Consider the following 14,658-nt stretch of genomic DNA (forward strand, 5'->3'; position numbering starts at 1 on the left):
GATGTTGGTGATTATCAACTCAAATTGTCACAATGATCTACAGCTAATACATGTTTGAAAAATAAATCGAACAGAGTAGAATGCCCATAATAACCTACAGAATTACTCAGGTATTTATCGTGTCTAATAAAATCACTATTACAGAATCTGCTCAAGCGCACTTTGCTAACTTGTTGTCGCAGCAAGCAGAGGGAACAAACATTCGAGTATTCGTGGTCAATCCCGGAACTCAAAGCGCAGAGTGTGGCGTATCTTACTGCCCACCAGAAGCCATTGAAGCAACTGATACAGAGCTATCATTTGAGGCTTTCTCTGCATACGTAGACGAATTGAGCTTACCATTCTTAGAGGATGCTGAGATCGATTATGTGACGGATAAAATGGGTTCTCAATTAACGTTGAAAGCACCAAATGCAAAAATGCGTAAAGTATCTGACGATGCCCCTTTGCTAGAACGTGTCGAGTACGTGATTCAAACTCAAGTGAACCCGCAGCTTGCCAGCCACGGTGGTCACCTAAGCCTAGTTAAAATCACTGATGATGGCATTGCACTGGTTCAGTTTGGTGGCGGTTGTAACGGCTGTTCTATGGTAGATGTAACGCTAAAAGACGGCATTGAAAAGCAGCTACTAGAAGAGTTCTCTGGTGAATTAGTTGCGGTTAAAGATGCGACTGAACATGAACAAGGTGAGCACTCTTACTATCAATAATAGTGAGTAGTTCTAGATAGAATTAGTAAAAAGCGGAGTTCAACATGGTTGAACTCCGCTTTTTTAATGCTTATTTTTCAACAAGCTAGAATGACCAGTTATTTAGTACGATTGGTATTATTTTTGTGTTTCTTGCTGTAGACATCAAAGGTTAGTCTTACCATCAATCCGCCTTCGCTACGGTTGCTCATGTCTATCGTGCCATTGTGCTCAGCGATAATTCTTTTAACGATAGATAGTCCCAAACCTGTGCCTTCACTGCCACGCGATGTATCACCGCGGGTGAAGGGTTCAAACACTTTCTGCATCTGTTCATCATCAATGCCAGGGCCATTATCTTCGATGGTTACCCATACTTTATTGTGCAAAAAGCCAGTCTTGATACCAATCCAGTTATTGCCATAGCGCTTAGAGTTAACGATTAAGTTGCTCAAAGTCCGTCTTATCGGAATATAACTGGCGTAAATATCCGGCAAATCCGGTTGAAGCTGAACATCAAAGGTGTAATTAACAATGTCTTTATTCAGCTCGCTGTCCAGCGTCTCATCTTCAATAGAGCCACCAGATTGGTAGATTTTTAGCGCCCATTCAAGCTCTTCAACCATGTTATTGAGGTTGAGGTTAGTAAAGTCGTTGCGATCAACCGGTTTTAAATAATCGATAAACTGCGCAATGATGTCATTACACTCTTCGATATCTTGAATCATGCCATCGGCTAAATAGCTGTCTTGATCAGACATCATTTCTGTGGCGAGACGAATGCGTGTTAACGGCGTACGAATATCATGGCTGACACCGGCCAGCATTAAACGTCTATCGGTTTCGAGCTCTTCAATGCCGCGCGCCATTTTGTTAAAGGACTTGGTTACCGCGCGAATTTCGGTTGTGCCATTTTCCGGTAGTGGGTCGGGGATAACGCCATTACCAACACTAATTGCCGCCGATTCAAGATCTTTAAGAGGTCTATTTTGCCAACGAATAAAGCCCCAACCACCTAATATAAAGAAGATGGTTATGAGTAAGCTATTGATAAATAGAGGTTTGAATTCATCTTGAGTGAGCTCTGTTAACGGGATCCTTAAAATCCAGTTAGGCATAACATCAAGTTTGATCCATAGCAGGTAACTTTTGCTGTCTCTTGCTAAGCGCGCTTCTGCGGGTGAGCCAATCTCTTCGGTGATTTCATCACTCATAAAATCAAGATAGAAGGCTTTTTGAAACTCTTCTTCAGCCATGCCTGCCATAGGGTGAACACTCACCCCAAGCCTAAGCAAAAGGGCTTGTCTTAGGGGGCTAGTGCGTTCACTTTCAGGGATGCCAAGTTCGGATTCTTGACGAATTCGAGCGTACTCTTCGGTGACGAGGTTGATTTCGTACGAGAGTATACGGTTGAACTGTTTAAGGCTGGGAAGTAATGCGTAATTAAAAATCGCGTAGTAAGAAAAAGCTTGGCTAGCAATCAAAAGAGCAATAAAGCCGATGATTGATTGAGTTATCGAACTACGCGATCGCATTAAATTATCCTAAAAATTATACTTTGTTACCGTCTGGAACAAATACATAACCTAGGCCCCATACGGTTTGAATGTAGCGAGGGTGGCTAGGATCTTCTTCAAGGATACGACGTAGACGAGAGATTTGCACATCAATCGAACGTTCCATTGCTGAATATTCGCGTCCGCGAGCAAGGTTCATGAGCTTGTCACGAGACATAGGTTCACGAGCATTGGTCACTAGGATCTTTAATACCGCAAATTCACCAGAGGTAAGAGGGATAAGCTCTTCACCGCGATACATTTCGCGAGTACCTAGGTTGAGTGCAAATTCGCCAAATTCTACAATGGCTTCTTCTGAGCTTGGAGCCCCCGGAGCTTCTACAGATTGACGGCGCAGTACTGCTTTAGCACGTGCTAGCAGTTCTCTTGGGTTAAATGGTTTTGGTAAGTAATCATCGGCACCAACTTCTAGCCCGACAATTCTATCAATCTCATCACCTTTTGCCGTTAGCATTAGGATTGGCAACGTGTTGTTTGCGCTACGCAGACGGCGGCAGATGGATAGACCATCTTCACCCGGCAACATGAGGTCGAGAATCATTAAGTTAAAGTTTTCGCGAGTTAACAGGCGATCCATTTGATCGGCGTTAGCGACAGAGCGAACTTGGAACCCTTGCTCAGAAAGGTAGCGTTCAAGTAATGAACGAAGGCGAGCGTCGTCATCGACAACTAAAATTTTGAAGTTTTCTTGCATTGTATAGAACCTACTTAATCCAATTTTTAAATTTAAAAGTGGGAGTTGGCGAGTGCGAGCAAGTAGTCCGTCACTTTTGCAAATTCGCTCCTTATCACACCTGAATGATAATACTCTTGGAAATGTAACAAAGCTGAATCGATTATAGAGAGATAAAGTGTTAGATAATATTAACAGTATCTAATAAAAAATATATTTATTGATGTAACTCATTATTTTTACTTGATTTTGTACCAATCAGGTATTTGGTAATTGATTTTGTTCACAAACCACTCTTTTGTGCCTTCTGGGGTTCTAACCTGCACTTCATCGTCCACTTCTTTTTTTAATAGAGCGCGCGCCATAGGAGAATCAATGGAGATATACTGCTTTACATCGTCGCCATAAATCTCATCGGGCCCAACAATGCGAAAGCGTTTTAGCTCACCTTGCTTGTTTTCTATTTCCACCCAAGCCCCAAAAAAAACCTTACCATCTTGAGCGCTAGCGTAGTCGACCACTTTAAGGTCGGGCAGTCTTTTGCGTAGATAGCGAACGCGACGATCAATTTGGCGTAATAAACGCTTATTGTACTGATAATCAGCGTTCTCGGAGCGGTCACCTAGGCTCGCCGCCCAGGTGACAATTTTGGTGACTTCTGGACGACGTTCGTGCCAAAGGTAGTCATGTTCTTGTTGTAGCTTGTTAAAGCCTTCTCGAGTGATTAAGTTCGTTTTCATCTAATAGTGTCGTTAGTAATAAATGCCTTATTTACCTAATAAATAGGTCTGGTCACTGCTGACTACAACCCCATATTTAAGGAAGTTTTTACCTAATATCATGCTGTATTCAAAGCGGCTTCTATCTTGCAGGTTAACACGCACGCTTTGATTTACCTCACCAAGTTTGACATTCATGAGTACCACTGGGCGCTCATTGGGTTTTTCTCCCGCTTTGGCGCGAATACGCATTACATCAACCACTTGTTTGGTAAAGTTTTGCGTAAGCCCGTCTGAATTTTGGTAATCAAAGCTCACCATAGGTTTGCCATTTTCTTCAAAGCGTTTGATGTTAAGAGCATTGATTGAACTAATGTCGGCACCGGTATCCAGTTTTACGGGGAAGGTTAGGTTTTCCACTTGCGCGGTTTCGATAAAGCCGGCGTGAAATAGAGGGTGTGGAGTGAGCAAGTCTTCGGTTCGGGTGTTAATCAGTACCCCTTGTTTATGGAAAGCACGACCCATGGCAAAGTACGGATCACTGCCTTTATCAGTGGCTTCTAAAGCAAACTCTAATGTCACCTCTTTGCCACCAATAGTGACAGCCTCTTTAAGTACCGGGCGGACGTTATCGCCAATGCGTATTTTTCGCTCCACTTTTTTGATGACTTTCCTGTCATTACCGTTAGTACTTGGAATGTAGAAGCTGGCTTGCTCACCACTTTTTCCTTTGCTTAGCTCAAAGCTGTCCACAAATAATACTGGAGTATTGATGGCAAAAGAGGGTTTCGCATCGACAGGCGTGTTGTCGATATAAATCACTTCGTGCGGGGTTACCATTAATGGATTTTTGCTATCCAGCAGCGAGCTCAGTTTTTTGCTTTGAGTGTGGAGCACATGTTTGTCGCCGGTGTTAATCACAAAATATTTACTCAGGGTGTTTTTGCCAAGACGAAGTTGTGAGCTGTATTTAGAGCGGTCTTTAAGGTAAGCCAAAATTGGCGTTTTAAAATCACCGGCTGTTACGGGTACAAATACTAAAGGACGTTTTTCTCCACCTACTCTGAGCATGCGCTCTAATGGCAGAGTCAGCGTAGTACTGGTTTCTTTATTGCCTGTGTCGAAGGTGACGGTGTGTTTATCTTGATTGACCTTGATATTAGTCGCGTGTATTTGGCTATAGCTATTGACCAGTGAGAAGCTGGTTTTTAACGAGATATCATCGACAAAAAAGGTTTCGCTGCGCCCGACAATGTGCGCGTCATTTTGTGACTGCAGATAGTCATAACCGGCAAATACCCATGCATTTTGTTTAAGGAAAGTCTTACCGATCAGAATAGGAGCAGAGAAGTTACTTCTGTCGGTTAAGTTGACGTCGGTATCTACCGTTACCCCCGCAATTTGCAGAGGAATAGTAATTACGGGGCGATATAAAGGGATTTCACTGGTGCGACTGCGGATAACGCTAGTGCGAGCCAGTGGTCTTTCAAGAGCAATCACTTCCCCTGTGGTGGGGTGGCGAAGATCAAACTTCACAATACCTTGGATATTTCTTTCAGGGGTATCAAAACTTTCTAGCCACCAGTTACTTTTGGGGCCGCCAAACTCATCGACGATGGCTTGCATCAACTCGGTATCTTGCAGTCCTTTATATTTGGGGTTGTTGCTGTATACGTGGATATTTTCAGCGTGCATAGAGGTGGTATCGGCACCGGTATCGATTTTGCCAATAAAGGCTTGTCCTTCAAGGGCATCAATATCTTGGTAATACACGTTTTCGACACGCCCTAATACGACCTTATCTTGCCATTTTAAGGCGGGGCTGGCGGTGGTATAAGCCTGCTTATTCTCATTCATCATGATTGAAGTGTCGTCCCCTTCGGCCAGCACAGGTAGGCTCGCTAAAGAGGCAATGAGCAATGATAGCGGCTTGGTTATATTTTTCATTATCAACATCCATGTCTAATCCAGTTTCTAGTAACTGAGTATTTGAAGAGTAACCTTGTTTAATTCTAACCAACAATCAGTAACTTGCAGGCAAATGTTAGGTTAAATCTTTAATTTAACTCGTTGACCACAGTTTATTGGGGCTAATCATTGTTTTGAGATCTGGTTTTTCTGACATTTGCCCCCATAGTTAGTTGCAAACATTAAGGAAATAAGTGAATTAAGATGAGTCAGACGATTTTTCAGATTATTGCCACTGAGCTAAACGTCTCCACCCAACAGGTGACGGCTACGGCCAACCTGATTGATGAGGGAAATACCGTACCGTTTATTGCTCGTTATCGAAAAGAAGTGACCGGTGGGCTTGATGATACCCAATTGCGTACTCTAGACAGCCGTTTGACTTACCTTCGTGAGCTTGCCGATCGCAGACAAGCGATCCTTAAATCTATTTCTGAGCAGGGGAAACTGACGACAGAATTAGAAAAAGAGATCAATCAGGCTGACAATAAGACTCGTCTTGAAGATCTTTACCTGCCGTACAAACCAAAGCGTCGCACCAAAGGTCAAATTGCGATTGAAGCTGGATTGGAGCCGCTAGCGGATGCTATCTGGAATGACGCTTCTTTGGTGCCAGAAACCGTGGCGCAGGATTACTTAAACCCAGAGCAAGGTATTGCAGATACTAAAGCGGCGTTAGATGGTGCAAGAGCCATAGTGATGGAGCGTATCGCTGAAGATGCCGATCTATTGGAAAAACTAAGAGCGTATCTTAATAAACATGCTCAATTACAATCTCGCGTTGTATCTGGAAAGGAAGCAGCAGGTGAGAAATTTAAAGATTACTTTGAGCATGATGAAGCCATTAGTCGCGTTCCATCGCACCGTGCGTTAGCTATGCTTCGTGGTCGTAATGAAGGCTTTTTACAGTTGTCATTAAATGCCGACCCTGCGCAAGACCCTTCTATTCGCAGTTCATATTGCGAAACGATCATTGCCGACCACTACCGCATTTCATTGAGTGATGCTCCTGCTGATACTTGGCGTAAGCAGGTGATTAGCTTTGCGTGGCGCGTAAAAGTGTCCATGCATTTGGAAACAGAGCTGATGTCGGCGATGAAAGAGCGCGCTGAAATTGATGCGATTGAAGTGTTTGCGACTAACTTAAAAGATTTGTTGATGGCGGCACCGGCAGGGCCTCGCGCAACTTTAGGTTTAGATCCTGGTTTAAGAACAGGCTGTAAAATTGCCGTGGTCGATGGCACAGGCAAGGTATTAGCTACAGAGGTGATTTATCCGCACGCACCGCAAAAGCAATACGATAAATCGTTGCAAATCATCGACCGATTAATCAAACAACATAATGTTGATTTGGTGGCAATCGGTAATGGCACCGCTTCTCGTGAGTCCGATAGCTTTATTGGTGAGCTGATTAAAAACGGCACTAAGGTGCAAAAAATAGTGGTGAGTGAGGCGGGCGCTTCGGTGTATTCCGCTTCTGAGCTCGCCGCCAAAGAATTTCCGAATATGGATGTTTCTTTACGTGGTGCGGTTTCTATCGCCAGACGCTTGCAAGACCCATTGGCGGAACTGGTTAAGATTGATCCTAAATCTATCGGTGTGGGCCAATATCAACATGATGTGGGTCAATCCTCACTGGCAAAACGTCTAGATGCTGTTGTTGAAGACTGTGTGAATGCGGTGGGTGTGGATGTGAATACAGCCTCTGCTGCTCTGCTTAACCGTGTGGCGGGCTTATCGACGACATTGGCACAAAACATCGTGGCTCATCGTGATGAAAACGGTCGCTTTGAAAGCCGTGCTAGCCTTAAGAAAGTGGCGCGTATGGGGCCAAAAGCCTTTGAACAAAGTGCAGGCTTCTTGCGCATTATGAATGGTCGTAATCCATTAGATGCATCTTCTGTTCACCCAGAAGCTTACCCAGTAGTTAAAAATATTGCTGAGAAAACCAGTAAGCCAATCTCAAACTTGATTGGCGATAGTGGCTTTTTAGGTAAGCTAAATGCCATCGACTTTATTGATGATAAGTTTGGTTTGCCTACGGTTACCGACATTATTAAAGAGTTGGATAAGCCGGGACGCGATCCAAGACCTGAATTTAAAACCGCGACTTTTGCTGAGGGAATCGACAAGGTTTCTGATTTAGAAGTGGGAATGGTGCTCGAAGGTGTGGTTTCCAATGTGGCTAACTTTGGTGCTTTTGTGGATATTGGCGTACACCAAGATGGATTGGTGCATATTTCGGCACTGACCGATAAATACGTTTCTGATCCTCGTGAGGTGGTAAAAGCGGGTGATATTGTGAAGGTTAAGGTAATGGAAGTGGATATTCAGCGTAAGCGTATTGCACTGTCTATGCGCTTAAATGATCAGCCGGGTCAAGATAATCGCACCAGTCGCGGGCAGGCTAATAAAGACAATAAACGTCCACAGCGTAATGAGCGCCGTGATAACCGTTCGTCTGCAGGCTCTAGTCTGGGTGGCGGTTTAGGTGGCGCGATGGCGGCAGCATTTGCCAATGCAGATAAGAAGCGCCGCTAAATCGTTTACTTTTAGATCTTAATAAGAGCCTCAATTGAGGCTCTTATTATTTCGATAGTGATTTGTTTAACGTTCGCTAAGCTTTCGCATACTCATCGCTATTTACTATCCAGCGCTCAATGATCTGCTGGGCATTTTCTGGATATTGCTGGTGAATATAGCGCGCCATTTTTTGCACTTGTGGCACTAAATGTTGGTCGCGCATTAGATCGGCAATTTTAAAGTCGGCGATACCGGTTTGCTTGGTGCCAAGTAGCTCACCCGGACCGCGAATTTCTAAGTCTTTCTGCGCAATCACAAAACCATCATTACTTTCTCGTAGTACCCCTAAACGCTTCTGAGCAGTTTTAGATAAAGGCGCATGATAGAGAAGCACACAATGACTGGCGACGGTTCCACGCCCAACGCGGCCGCGTAATTGGTGTAATTGTGCCAACCCGAGGCGTTCTGGGTTTTCAATGATCATTAAGCTGGAATTTGGCACATCTACGCCCACTTCAATCACTGTGGTGGCGACCAAAAGTTGTAATTCATTGGCTTTGAACTGCTGCATGATGGCTTGTTTTTCAGCGGGCTTCATTCGTCCATGCACCAGTCCTACTTTTAGCTCCGGTAATTTAGCCGTGAGCTCTTCAGCTATTTCAGCAGCGGCTTGAGCTTCTAACACTTCGGACTCGTCAATTAGCGTACACACCCAGTACGCTTGCTTACCTTCATGCGCACAAGCAACTCGGATACGTTCAATAATATCGGCGCGCTTGGTATCGGGTATGGCAACGGTTTGAATGGGCGTTCTTCCCGGTGGTAGTTCATCAATAATCGAGGTTTCAAGATCGGCATAAGCGGTCATAGCTAAGGTTCTTGGAATTGGCGTGGCAGTCATGATTAATTGATGAGGGTAGTATCCAGCAACCGCGCCTTTTTCTCGAAGCTCTAGACGCTGGTGGACGCCAAAACGGTGCTGTTCATCAATGATCACTAAAGAGAGGTTATGGAATTTCACCTGCTCTTGAAATAAAGCATGCGTACCGATCACCATTTGTGCTTCACCACTGGCGATGGCGTCCAGTTGTGCTTGTTTGGCTTTGCCGGTGACTTTCCCCGCCAGCCAACCAACTTTGATACCCAGTTGTTCAAACCAAGCGGTAAAGTTGATGGCGTGTTGCTCAGCCAATAGCTCGGTTGGTGCCATCATTGCCACTTGATAGCCTTGTTCGATGGCGGTGACGGCGGCAAGTGCAGCTACCAGTGTTTTGCCTGATCCCACATCGCCTTGTACTAAACGCATCATCGGATGGGGTTTGAGAAGATCGCCTTCGATCTCGTTAACAACTCTAGCTTGCGCCTTGGTTGGAGAGAAGGGCAGTAAATCCAGTAGTTGCGCTTTTAAGCGATTTGATGCGGGCAGTGCAATTGCATCATCAAGCTGTCCTTTACTTCTGAGCGCTAGCATCGATAGGTTTTGGGCTAACAACTCTTCGATGATCAAGCGTAGCTGTGAGGGGTGACGGCCTAAATCAAACTGTTCCATGTCTATCTCTGGAGAGGGGCGATGCACAATGTGCAGAGCTTGATTTAGGGATAATTGTGCATCATACAATCCGTCGGGCAGTAACTCGTTCACCGCTGATTTATCTAACAGCTCTAACGCTTGATCGGTGAGGTTGCGTAAAGTGAGTTGGCGCAGCCCTTCGGTTGTTGGGTAAACTGGGGTCAAACTGGATTCGGTCGTCACCGCTTTACCTTCATTAAAAAATGAAAAATCAGGGTGAACGATCTCTAAACCTTGATTACCGCGTTTGATCTCGCCATAAGCATGTACCCATTTGCCTTCACTGAAATTATTTTTCATTCCGGCGGTAAAGTTAAAAAATCGCAATGTGATAGTGCCATTTCCATCGCTGATTTTTACGGTGAGCATTTTTCTTCGAGCAAAAACGGTATCCACCGTCATGACTTTGCCTTGCACTCCCGCCCATAGCCCAGCGTGCAAACTTATCATCGGATAAACGCGAGTTCGGTCTTCATAACGGTGCGGAAGGTGAAATAAAAGGTCTTGAATAGAGATAAGGCCGACCTTAGCTAGCTTTTCAGCGACCTTTGCCCCAACGCCATTTAAGGAAGTCAGTGGGATTGCAGATAAGAGTTGCGACATTCTGACCTCGGTAAGTGAATGATTTATATCAGTATGATGATGAATTCCAAGCTATATTAGGCTAACAATTTACGCTAGCCAAACACAAATAGTCGTCAAGCTAAATTAAATATAGGTCTGATAGCTAATTAGTGGTTGTAGGGTGTAGGATTTCTGGTAACATACGCGCACTATTTTTGAACAAAAATCAGCTCTGCTCAAAAAAGATCACCAAATTCTGTAAAAAGGATCTGTTCGGGTCTTGAGCAATTCTCGTCAAGTTAGTATAATACGCGACCTTTGATAGCCTTGTATGGATTTTCCATAATGGTTTTCGGCCTCACTAGAGAGGTTCGGCCACCAAGGTTGATATCGAGCTGAAACGATTTGGAGAAGACATTCATGTCCCGAGTATGCCAAGTAACTGGTAAGCGTCCTGTAACGGGTAACAACCGTTCTCACGCACGCAACGCTACTAAGCGCCGTTTTCTGCCGAACCTACAAACTCATCGTTTCTGGGTAGAGAGCGAAAAACGTTTTGTTAAACTACGTCTAACTGCTAAAGGCATGCGTATTATTGATAAGAAAGGCATCGATGCTGTTCTTGTTGATATCCGTGCACGTGGCGAAAACGTTTAAGAGGAATTGAGCAATGGCTAAAGGCATTCGCGAAAAAATTAAACTTGTTTCTTCTGCTGGTACAGGTCACTTCTATACTACAGATAAAAACAAACGTAACATGCCGGGCAAATTTGAGATCAAGAAATTTGATCCAGTTGTTCGTCAACACGTTATGTACAAAGAAGCTAAAATCAAGTAATTGATTTAACACTTCTTTACGCAGAACATAAAAACCCAGCACTTGTTGCTGGGTTTTTTTATGCCTAGAAAACGTTAGAATAATGATTCCATAGAATGAATTGAGCGATGCATGCCAGAGTTACCAGAAGTTGAAGTTTCCCGCATGGGGATCAGTCCGCACATTACAGGTCAAACGATCAAAAAAATTGTAGTGCGTCAGCCAAAACTACGTTGGCCTGTGCCAGAGCAACTGCAACAACTCAGTGGTGTGGTGATTGAAGCGGTCACTCGCCGTGCTAAATATCTTCTACTGCATACCGCCAATGGTTGTATTGTGGTGCATTTAGGTATGTCGGGCTCATTAAGAATTCAAGATGACAGTGTGCAGGCTAGCAAACATGATCACGTTGATCTTATTTTGCAAAATGGCAAGTTATTGCGTTATAACGATCCGAGGCGTTTTGGATCTTGGTTGTGGATCGAAGCCGGTGAATCACTGTCTATTTTAGATAACCTTGGGCCGGAGCCTCTTAGTGATGACTTTGGCTCTGAATATATCATTGCTCTGGCGGCGAAAAGGCGCATCGCCGTAAAGCAATTCATTATGGATAATAAGGTTGTGGTGGGCGTAGGTAATATTTACGCTAACGAATCTTTGTTTAATGCTAAAATTCACCCATTAAGACCCGCTAACTCATTGACACATAAAGAGTGGGATGAGCTGGTTAAAGAAATAAAACAAGTGCTTAGCAACGCCATAAAACAAGGCGGAACCACGCTTAATGATTTTGCTCAGCCAGATGGTAAGCCTGGTTATTTTGCTCAAGAGCTACAAGTTTATGGCAGAGCTGGACAAGAATGCCCGGTCTGCGCAACGAACATTAGCCAAAAGATGGTTGGGCAAAGAAATACATTTTGGTGTGAAACATGCCAACAGAAGGTAACAACATGAAATATTTAGTCACTGGGGCTGCTGGCTTCATCGGTAGTGCAGTCGTAGAGCGCTTAACGCAGGCAGGACATGATGTTGTCGGTATCGATAATATGAATGACTATTACCAAGTCTCTCTAAAGGAAGATCGCTTAAAACGTATTGAGCATGACAAATTTACCTTTAAGCTGCTTGATTTAGCTGACCGTGAAGGCATTGCCGCGCTATTTGTTGAAGAGCAATTTGATAAAGTGATTCACTTGGCCGCGCAAGCAGGCGTGCGTTATTCCATTGATAATCCGCTAGCATATGCCGACAGTAACCTTATCGGTCATTTGACTATCTTGGAAGGTTGTCGTCACCATAAGATCAAACACCTTATTTACGCTTCTTCGAGCTCAATATATGGCTTAAATAAAAAAATGCCGTTCAACACTGCAGATTCGGTTGATCACCCAATTTCTCTTTATGCAGCAACTAAAAAATCCAATGAGCTGATGGCTCATACTTACTCGCATCTCTATGGCGTACCTACAACAGGATTAAGATTCTTCACTGTTTATGGCCCATGGGGACGTCCTGATATGGCGCTATTTAAGTTCACCAAAGCGATCGTAAATTGTGAAGCAATTGACGTGTACAACAACGGCGATATGCAGCGTGATTTCACTTATATTGATGATATCGTTGAAGGTATCCTGCGAATCCAAGACGTAATCCCCGAGGCGAATGCTGATTGGAATGTTGAACAAGGTTCTCCTGCAACCAGCTCTGCGCCATACCGAGTGTATAACATTGGTCACGGCAGTCCGGTGAAGCTAATGGAATATATCGAAGCGCTAGAAGAGGCTCTGGGCATTGAAGCGAAGAAAAACTTCATGCCAATGCAGCCAGGTGATGTGTATGCGACTTACGCTGATACAGCAGACTTGTTTAAATCGACCGGTTACAAGCCAGAAGTGAAGGTAAAAGAGGGCGTACAGGCCTTTGTTGATTGGTACAAAGCTTACTACACCCTATAGTCTGGTATTAGGTTTAGTTCTTGGTTCTTTTAGTTAGAATAAAAAAGCAGAAGAGCTAAACCTTTTCTTTAATTCGTTTAAATACCGAAGACGGCACAAAACCTTCCACATCCCCACCGTGAATCGCAACTTCCCTGACAATGGTTGACGAAAGAAAAGCAAACTCTTCAGACGGCGTTAAGAAGATACTTTCTAATGTCGGCATCAGTTTTCGGTACATGCTAGTAAGACCAAACTCATACTCAAAATCCATCGTAGTACGCAAACCTCGAATAAGCAGGTTCGCTTGCTTTTGCTTGGCAAACTCAATAAGTAACCCAGAAAAGCCTTCCACTTTGACATTGTTTAGATGCACGACAGACTCTTGAAGCATGGCTACCCGTTCTTCTAGGGTGAACATTGTATTTTTACTTGGACTGGCAGCAACACATACAGTGACTTGCTCATAAAGATTAGCCGCGCGGGTAATAATGTCTAAATGACCATAGGTTAATGGATCAAAAGTGCCAGGGTAGAGGACATGGTTTTTCATAAATTAATTCTTCTCTAATGCTTTATCGAGTAGGTGGCAGACTTGTTCGGTACTAATTGCAGACATTAGATCATCGCCTTTCGCGCGAGTTCCCCAAGGAATGTCTGACAGTGACTTATTAGTTTGCTGTTGAATATGCTCATCATAGGCATTCGCTACCAGTTCCAGACTATTATAAGGACCAGTGCGTCGCGGATCGCTGTGAGCATAAAGCCCTATCACAGGCGTACCTTGCGTAGTGGCTAAATGAGCGGGCCCTGAATCGGGTGCGAGTACTACGCTCGCTTCATTAAGTACTGCAGTCAGTTGTTTTAATGAGGTTTTCCCCACCATGTTATTCACATCACCTTGCATCAATTGGGCAATGTTTTCGGCTAATTTGATTTCCCTGTCAGTAGGCGAGCCACACAGTATGACTTGCATGCCTTTGTTTATCGCATAATCAGCGACGGCAGCGTAGCGCTCTGTTAGCCAATTGCGGCTATCTTTACTCGCTGCGGCTGAAATGACTAATGTTGGCTGGTTATTGATAACGTTCTTAGCAAATTCAGTATCGTCATGGCTAACGGGAATGTGCCATTGCGGAGCCTGAAATGGAACCCCAATGTATCGTGCAAAATCAGCAAAATTATCTAAAACATGAAAGCTTTGTGAGTTTGGAATGTGTTTGTTAGTAAACAACCACTGACCTTCTTTGGTTCTATTCTTACCAAAGCCGATTTTATAATCCGCTTTAATGCCAAAGGAGAGGGCGCTTGCTCGAAGTGCGGCTTGCATATGCAGCAAAGCATCAAAGCGAGTCGATGACAGCTGTTTCCACACCGCTTTCATGCCTTTAAATCCGAGTTTTTTATCGAACACCACAATTTCAATATTGGGTAAATCACCGATAAGCTGAGCTTCAATTTTACCGCAAATCCAAGTGATCTTAGTGCTTGGCCAATAGTTTTGGATTGCCTGTACAACAGCGATAGCATGGCAAACATCACCGATGGCAGAAAGGCGAAGAATACAGAGTGATTTTGGTGGTGATTTAAACAGTGTCATGCAATTGGCTCATAAAGGAGATAG

General features: G+C 44.1%; 13 protein-coding genes. 6 read left to right on the forward strand and 7 right to left on the reverse strand.

Annotated elements, in window-relative coordinates; all coding sequences use genetic code 11:
* Nucleotides 1-80 precede the first annotated feature (80 nt).
* Entirely contained in the window at nt 81-710 is a 630-nt protein-coding gene (gene nfuA, locus OCU38_RS00630) for a Fe-S biogenesis protein NfuA (protein ID WP_023402380.1), read from the forward strand.
* A 98-nt stretch (nt 711-808) separates the two neighbouring features.
* On the opposite strand, the gene envZ is transcribed toward nfuA, so the two are convergent.
* The 4 genes from envZ to OCU38_RS00650 all read right to left on the reverse strand — a co-directional run bounded on the left by envZ (nt 809) and on the right by OCU38_RS00650 (nt 5,605).
* The gene (gene envZ, locus OCU38_RS00635) at nt 809-2,224 is read right to left on the reverse strand and encodes a two-component system sensor histidine kinase EnvZ (protein ID WP_261823401.1); all 1,416 of its coding nucleotides are present in this window, start codon (nt 2,222-2,224) and stop codon (nt 809-811) included.
* 16 nt (nt 2,225-2,240) lie between these two features.
* Nucleotides 2,241-2,960, reverse strand: a complete 720-nt coding sequence (gene ompR / locus OCU38_RS00640; protein ID WP_023402382.1) for an osmolarity response regulator transcription factor OmpR — start codon at nt 2,958-2,960, stop codon at nt 2,241-2,243.
* 218 nt (nt 2,961-3,178) lie between these two features.
* Nucleotides 3,179-3,679, reverse strand: a complete 501-nt coding sequence (gene greB, locus OCU38_RS00645) for a transcription elongation factor GreB (protein WP_261823402.1) — start codon at nt 3,677-3,679, stop codon at nt 3,179-3,181.
* Nucleotides 3,680-3,706: 27 nt separating this feature from the next.
* On the reverse strand, nt 3,707-5,605 hold the full coding sequence (locus OCU38_RS00650; protein WP_261823403.1) for an ATP-dependent zinc protease family protein: 1,899 nt from the start codon (nt 5,603-5,605) through the stop codon (nt 3,707-3,709).
* Between the two features lie 225 nt (nt 5,606-5,830).
* On the opposite strand from OCU38_RS00650, the gene OCU38_RS00655 reads away from it, so the two are divergent.
* Nucleotides 5,831-8,167: a Tex family protein gene (locus tag OCU38_RS00655; RefSeq protein WP_261823404.1), complete on the forward strand. Its 2,337-nt coding sequence runs from the start codon at nt 5,831-5,833 to the stop codon at nt 8,165-8,167.
* A gap of 76 nt (nt 8,168-8,243) precedes the next feature.
* Here OCU38_RS00655 and recG read toward each other — a convergent pair whose 3' ends face one another.
* Nucleotides 8,244-10,322: an ATP-dependent DNA helicase RecG gene (gene recG, locus OCU38_RS00660; RefSeq protein WP_261823405.1), complete on the reverse strand. Its 2,079-nt coding sequence runs from the start codon at nt 10,320-10,322 to the stop codon at nt 8,244-8,246.
* Between the two features lie 381 nt (nt 10,323-10,703).
* Between recG and rpmB the strand changes: the two genes are divergently transcribed.
* From rpmB to OCU38_RS00680, 4 genes are all read left to right on the forward strand, one after another.
* Complete coding sequence (gene rpmB / locus OCU38_RS00665; RefSeq protein ID WP_004728407.1) at nt 10,704-10,940, forward strand: 50S ribosomal protein L28; 237 nt, start codon at nt 10,704-10,706, stop codon at nt 10,938-10,940.
* A gap of 13 nt (nt 10,941-10,953) precedes the next feature.
* Entirely contained in the window at nt 10,954-11,121 is a 168-nt protein-coding gene (rpmG, locus tag OCU38_RS00670) for a 50S ribosomal protein L33 (RefSeq protein WP_017029383.1), read from the forward strand.
* A gap of 111 nt (nt 11,122-11,232) precedes the next feature.
* Nucleotides 11,233-12,054, forward strand: coding sequence for a bifunctional DNA-formamidopyrimidine glycosylase/DNA-(apurinic or apyrimidinic site) lyase (gene mutM / locus OCU38_RS00675; protein WP_261823406.1), 822 nt, complete (start codon nt 11,233-11,235; stop codon nt 12,052-12,054).
* Nucleotides 12,051-13,055, forward strand: a complete 1,005-nt coding sequence (locus tag OCU38_RS00680; protein WP_261823407.1) for an NAD-dependent epimerase — start codon at nt 12,051-12,053, stop codon at nt 13,053-13,055. The genes mutM and OCU38_RS00680 overlap by 4 nt, the downstream gene beginning before the upstream one ends.
* Nucleotides 13,056-13,110: 55 nt before the next feature.
* Here OCU38_RS00680 and coaD read toward each other — a convergent pair whose 3' ends face one another.
* Both coaD and OCU38_RS00690 read right to left on the reverse strand, forming a co-directional pair.
* On the reverse strand, nt 13,111-13,587 hold the full coding sequence (coaD, locus tag OCU38_RS00685) for a pantetheine-phosphate adenylyltransferase (RefSeq protein WP_261823408.1): 477 nt from the start codon (nt 13,585-13,587) through the stop codon (nt 13,111-13,113).
* Between the two features lie 3 nt (nt 13,588-13,590).
* Nucleotides 13,591-14,634, reverse strand: a complete 1,044-nt coding sequence (locus OCU38_RS00690) for a glycosyltransferase family 9 protein (RefSeq protein ID WP_261823409.1) — start codon at nt 14,632-14,634, stop codon at nt 13,591-13,593.
* Between the last annotated feature and the right edge of the window lie 24 nt (nt 14,635-14,658).

The organism is Vibrio neonatus, assembly GCF_024346975.1.
Classification (GTDB): Bacteria; Pseudomonadota; Gammaproteobacteria; order Enterobacterales; family Vibrionaceae; genus Vibrio; species Vibrio neonatus.

What these genes read in the sequence shown, in the direction of transcription:
- nfuA (WP_023402380.1), top strand. Translation starts at nt 81, where the DNA reads ATGCCCATAATAACCTACAGAATTACTCAGGTATTTATCGTGTCTAAT.
- envZ (WP_261823401.1), bottom strand. Translation starts at nt 2,224, where the DNA reads ATGCGATCGCGTAGTTCGATAACTCAATCAATCATCGGCTTTATTGCT.
- ompR (WP_023402382.1), bottom strand. Translation starts at nt 2,960, where the DNA reads ATGCAAGAAAACTTCAAAATTTTAGTTGTCGATGACGACGCTCGCCTT.
- greB (WP_261823402.1), bottom strand. Translation starts at nt 3,679, where the DNA reads ATGAAAACGAACTTAATCACTCGAGAAGGCTTTAACAAGCTACAACAA.
- OCU38_RS00650 (WP_261823403.1), bottom strand. Translation starts at nt 5,605, where the DNA reads ATGAAAAATATAACCAAGCCGCTATCATTGCTCATTGCCTCTTTAGCG.
- OCU38_RS00655 (WP_261823404.1), top strand. Translation starts at nt 5,831, where the DNA reads ATGAGTCAGACGATTTTTCAGATTATTGCCACTGAGCTAAACGTCTCC.
- recG (WP_261823405.1), bottom strand. Translation starts at nt 10,322, where the DNA reads ATGTCGCAACTCTTATCTGCAATCCCACTGACTTCCTTAAATGGCGTT.
- rpmB (WP_004728407.1), top strand. Translation starts at nt 10,704, where the DNA reads ATGTCCCGAGTATGCCAAGTAACTGGTAAGCGTCCTGTAACGGGTAAC.
- rpmG (WP_017029383.1), top strand. Translation starts at nt 10,954, where the DNA reads ATGGCTAAAGGCATTCGCGAAAAAATTAAACTTGTTTCTTCTGCTGGT.
- mutM (WP_261823406.1), top strand. Translation starts at nt 11,233, where the DNA reads ATGCCAGAGTTACCAGAAGTTGAAGTTTCCCGCATGGGGATCAGTCCG.
- OCU38_RS00680 (WP_261823407.1), top strand. Translation starts at nt 12,051, where the DNA reads ATGAAATATTTAGTCACTGGGGCTGCTGGCTTCATCGGTAGTGCAGTC.
- coaD (WP_261823408.1), bottom strand. Translation starts at nt 13,587, where the DNA reads ATGAAAAACCATGTCCTCTACCCTGGCACTTTTGATCCATTAACCTAT.
- OCU38_RS00690 (WP_261823409.1), bottom strand. Translation starts at nt 14,634, where the DNA reads ATGACACTGTTTAAATCACCACCAAAATCACTCTGTATTCTTCGCCTT.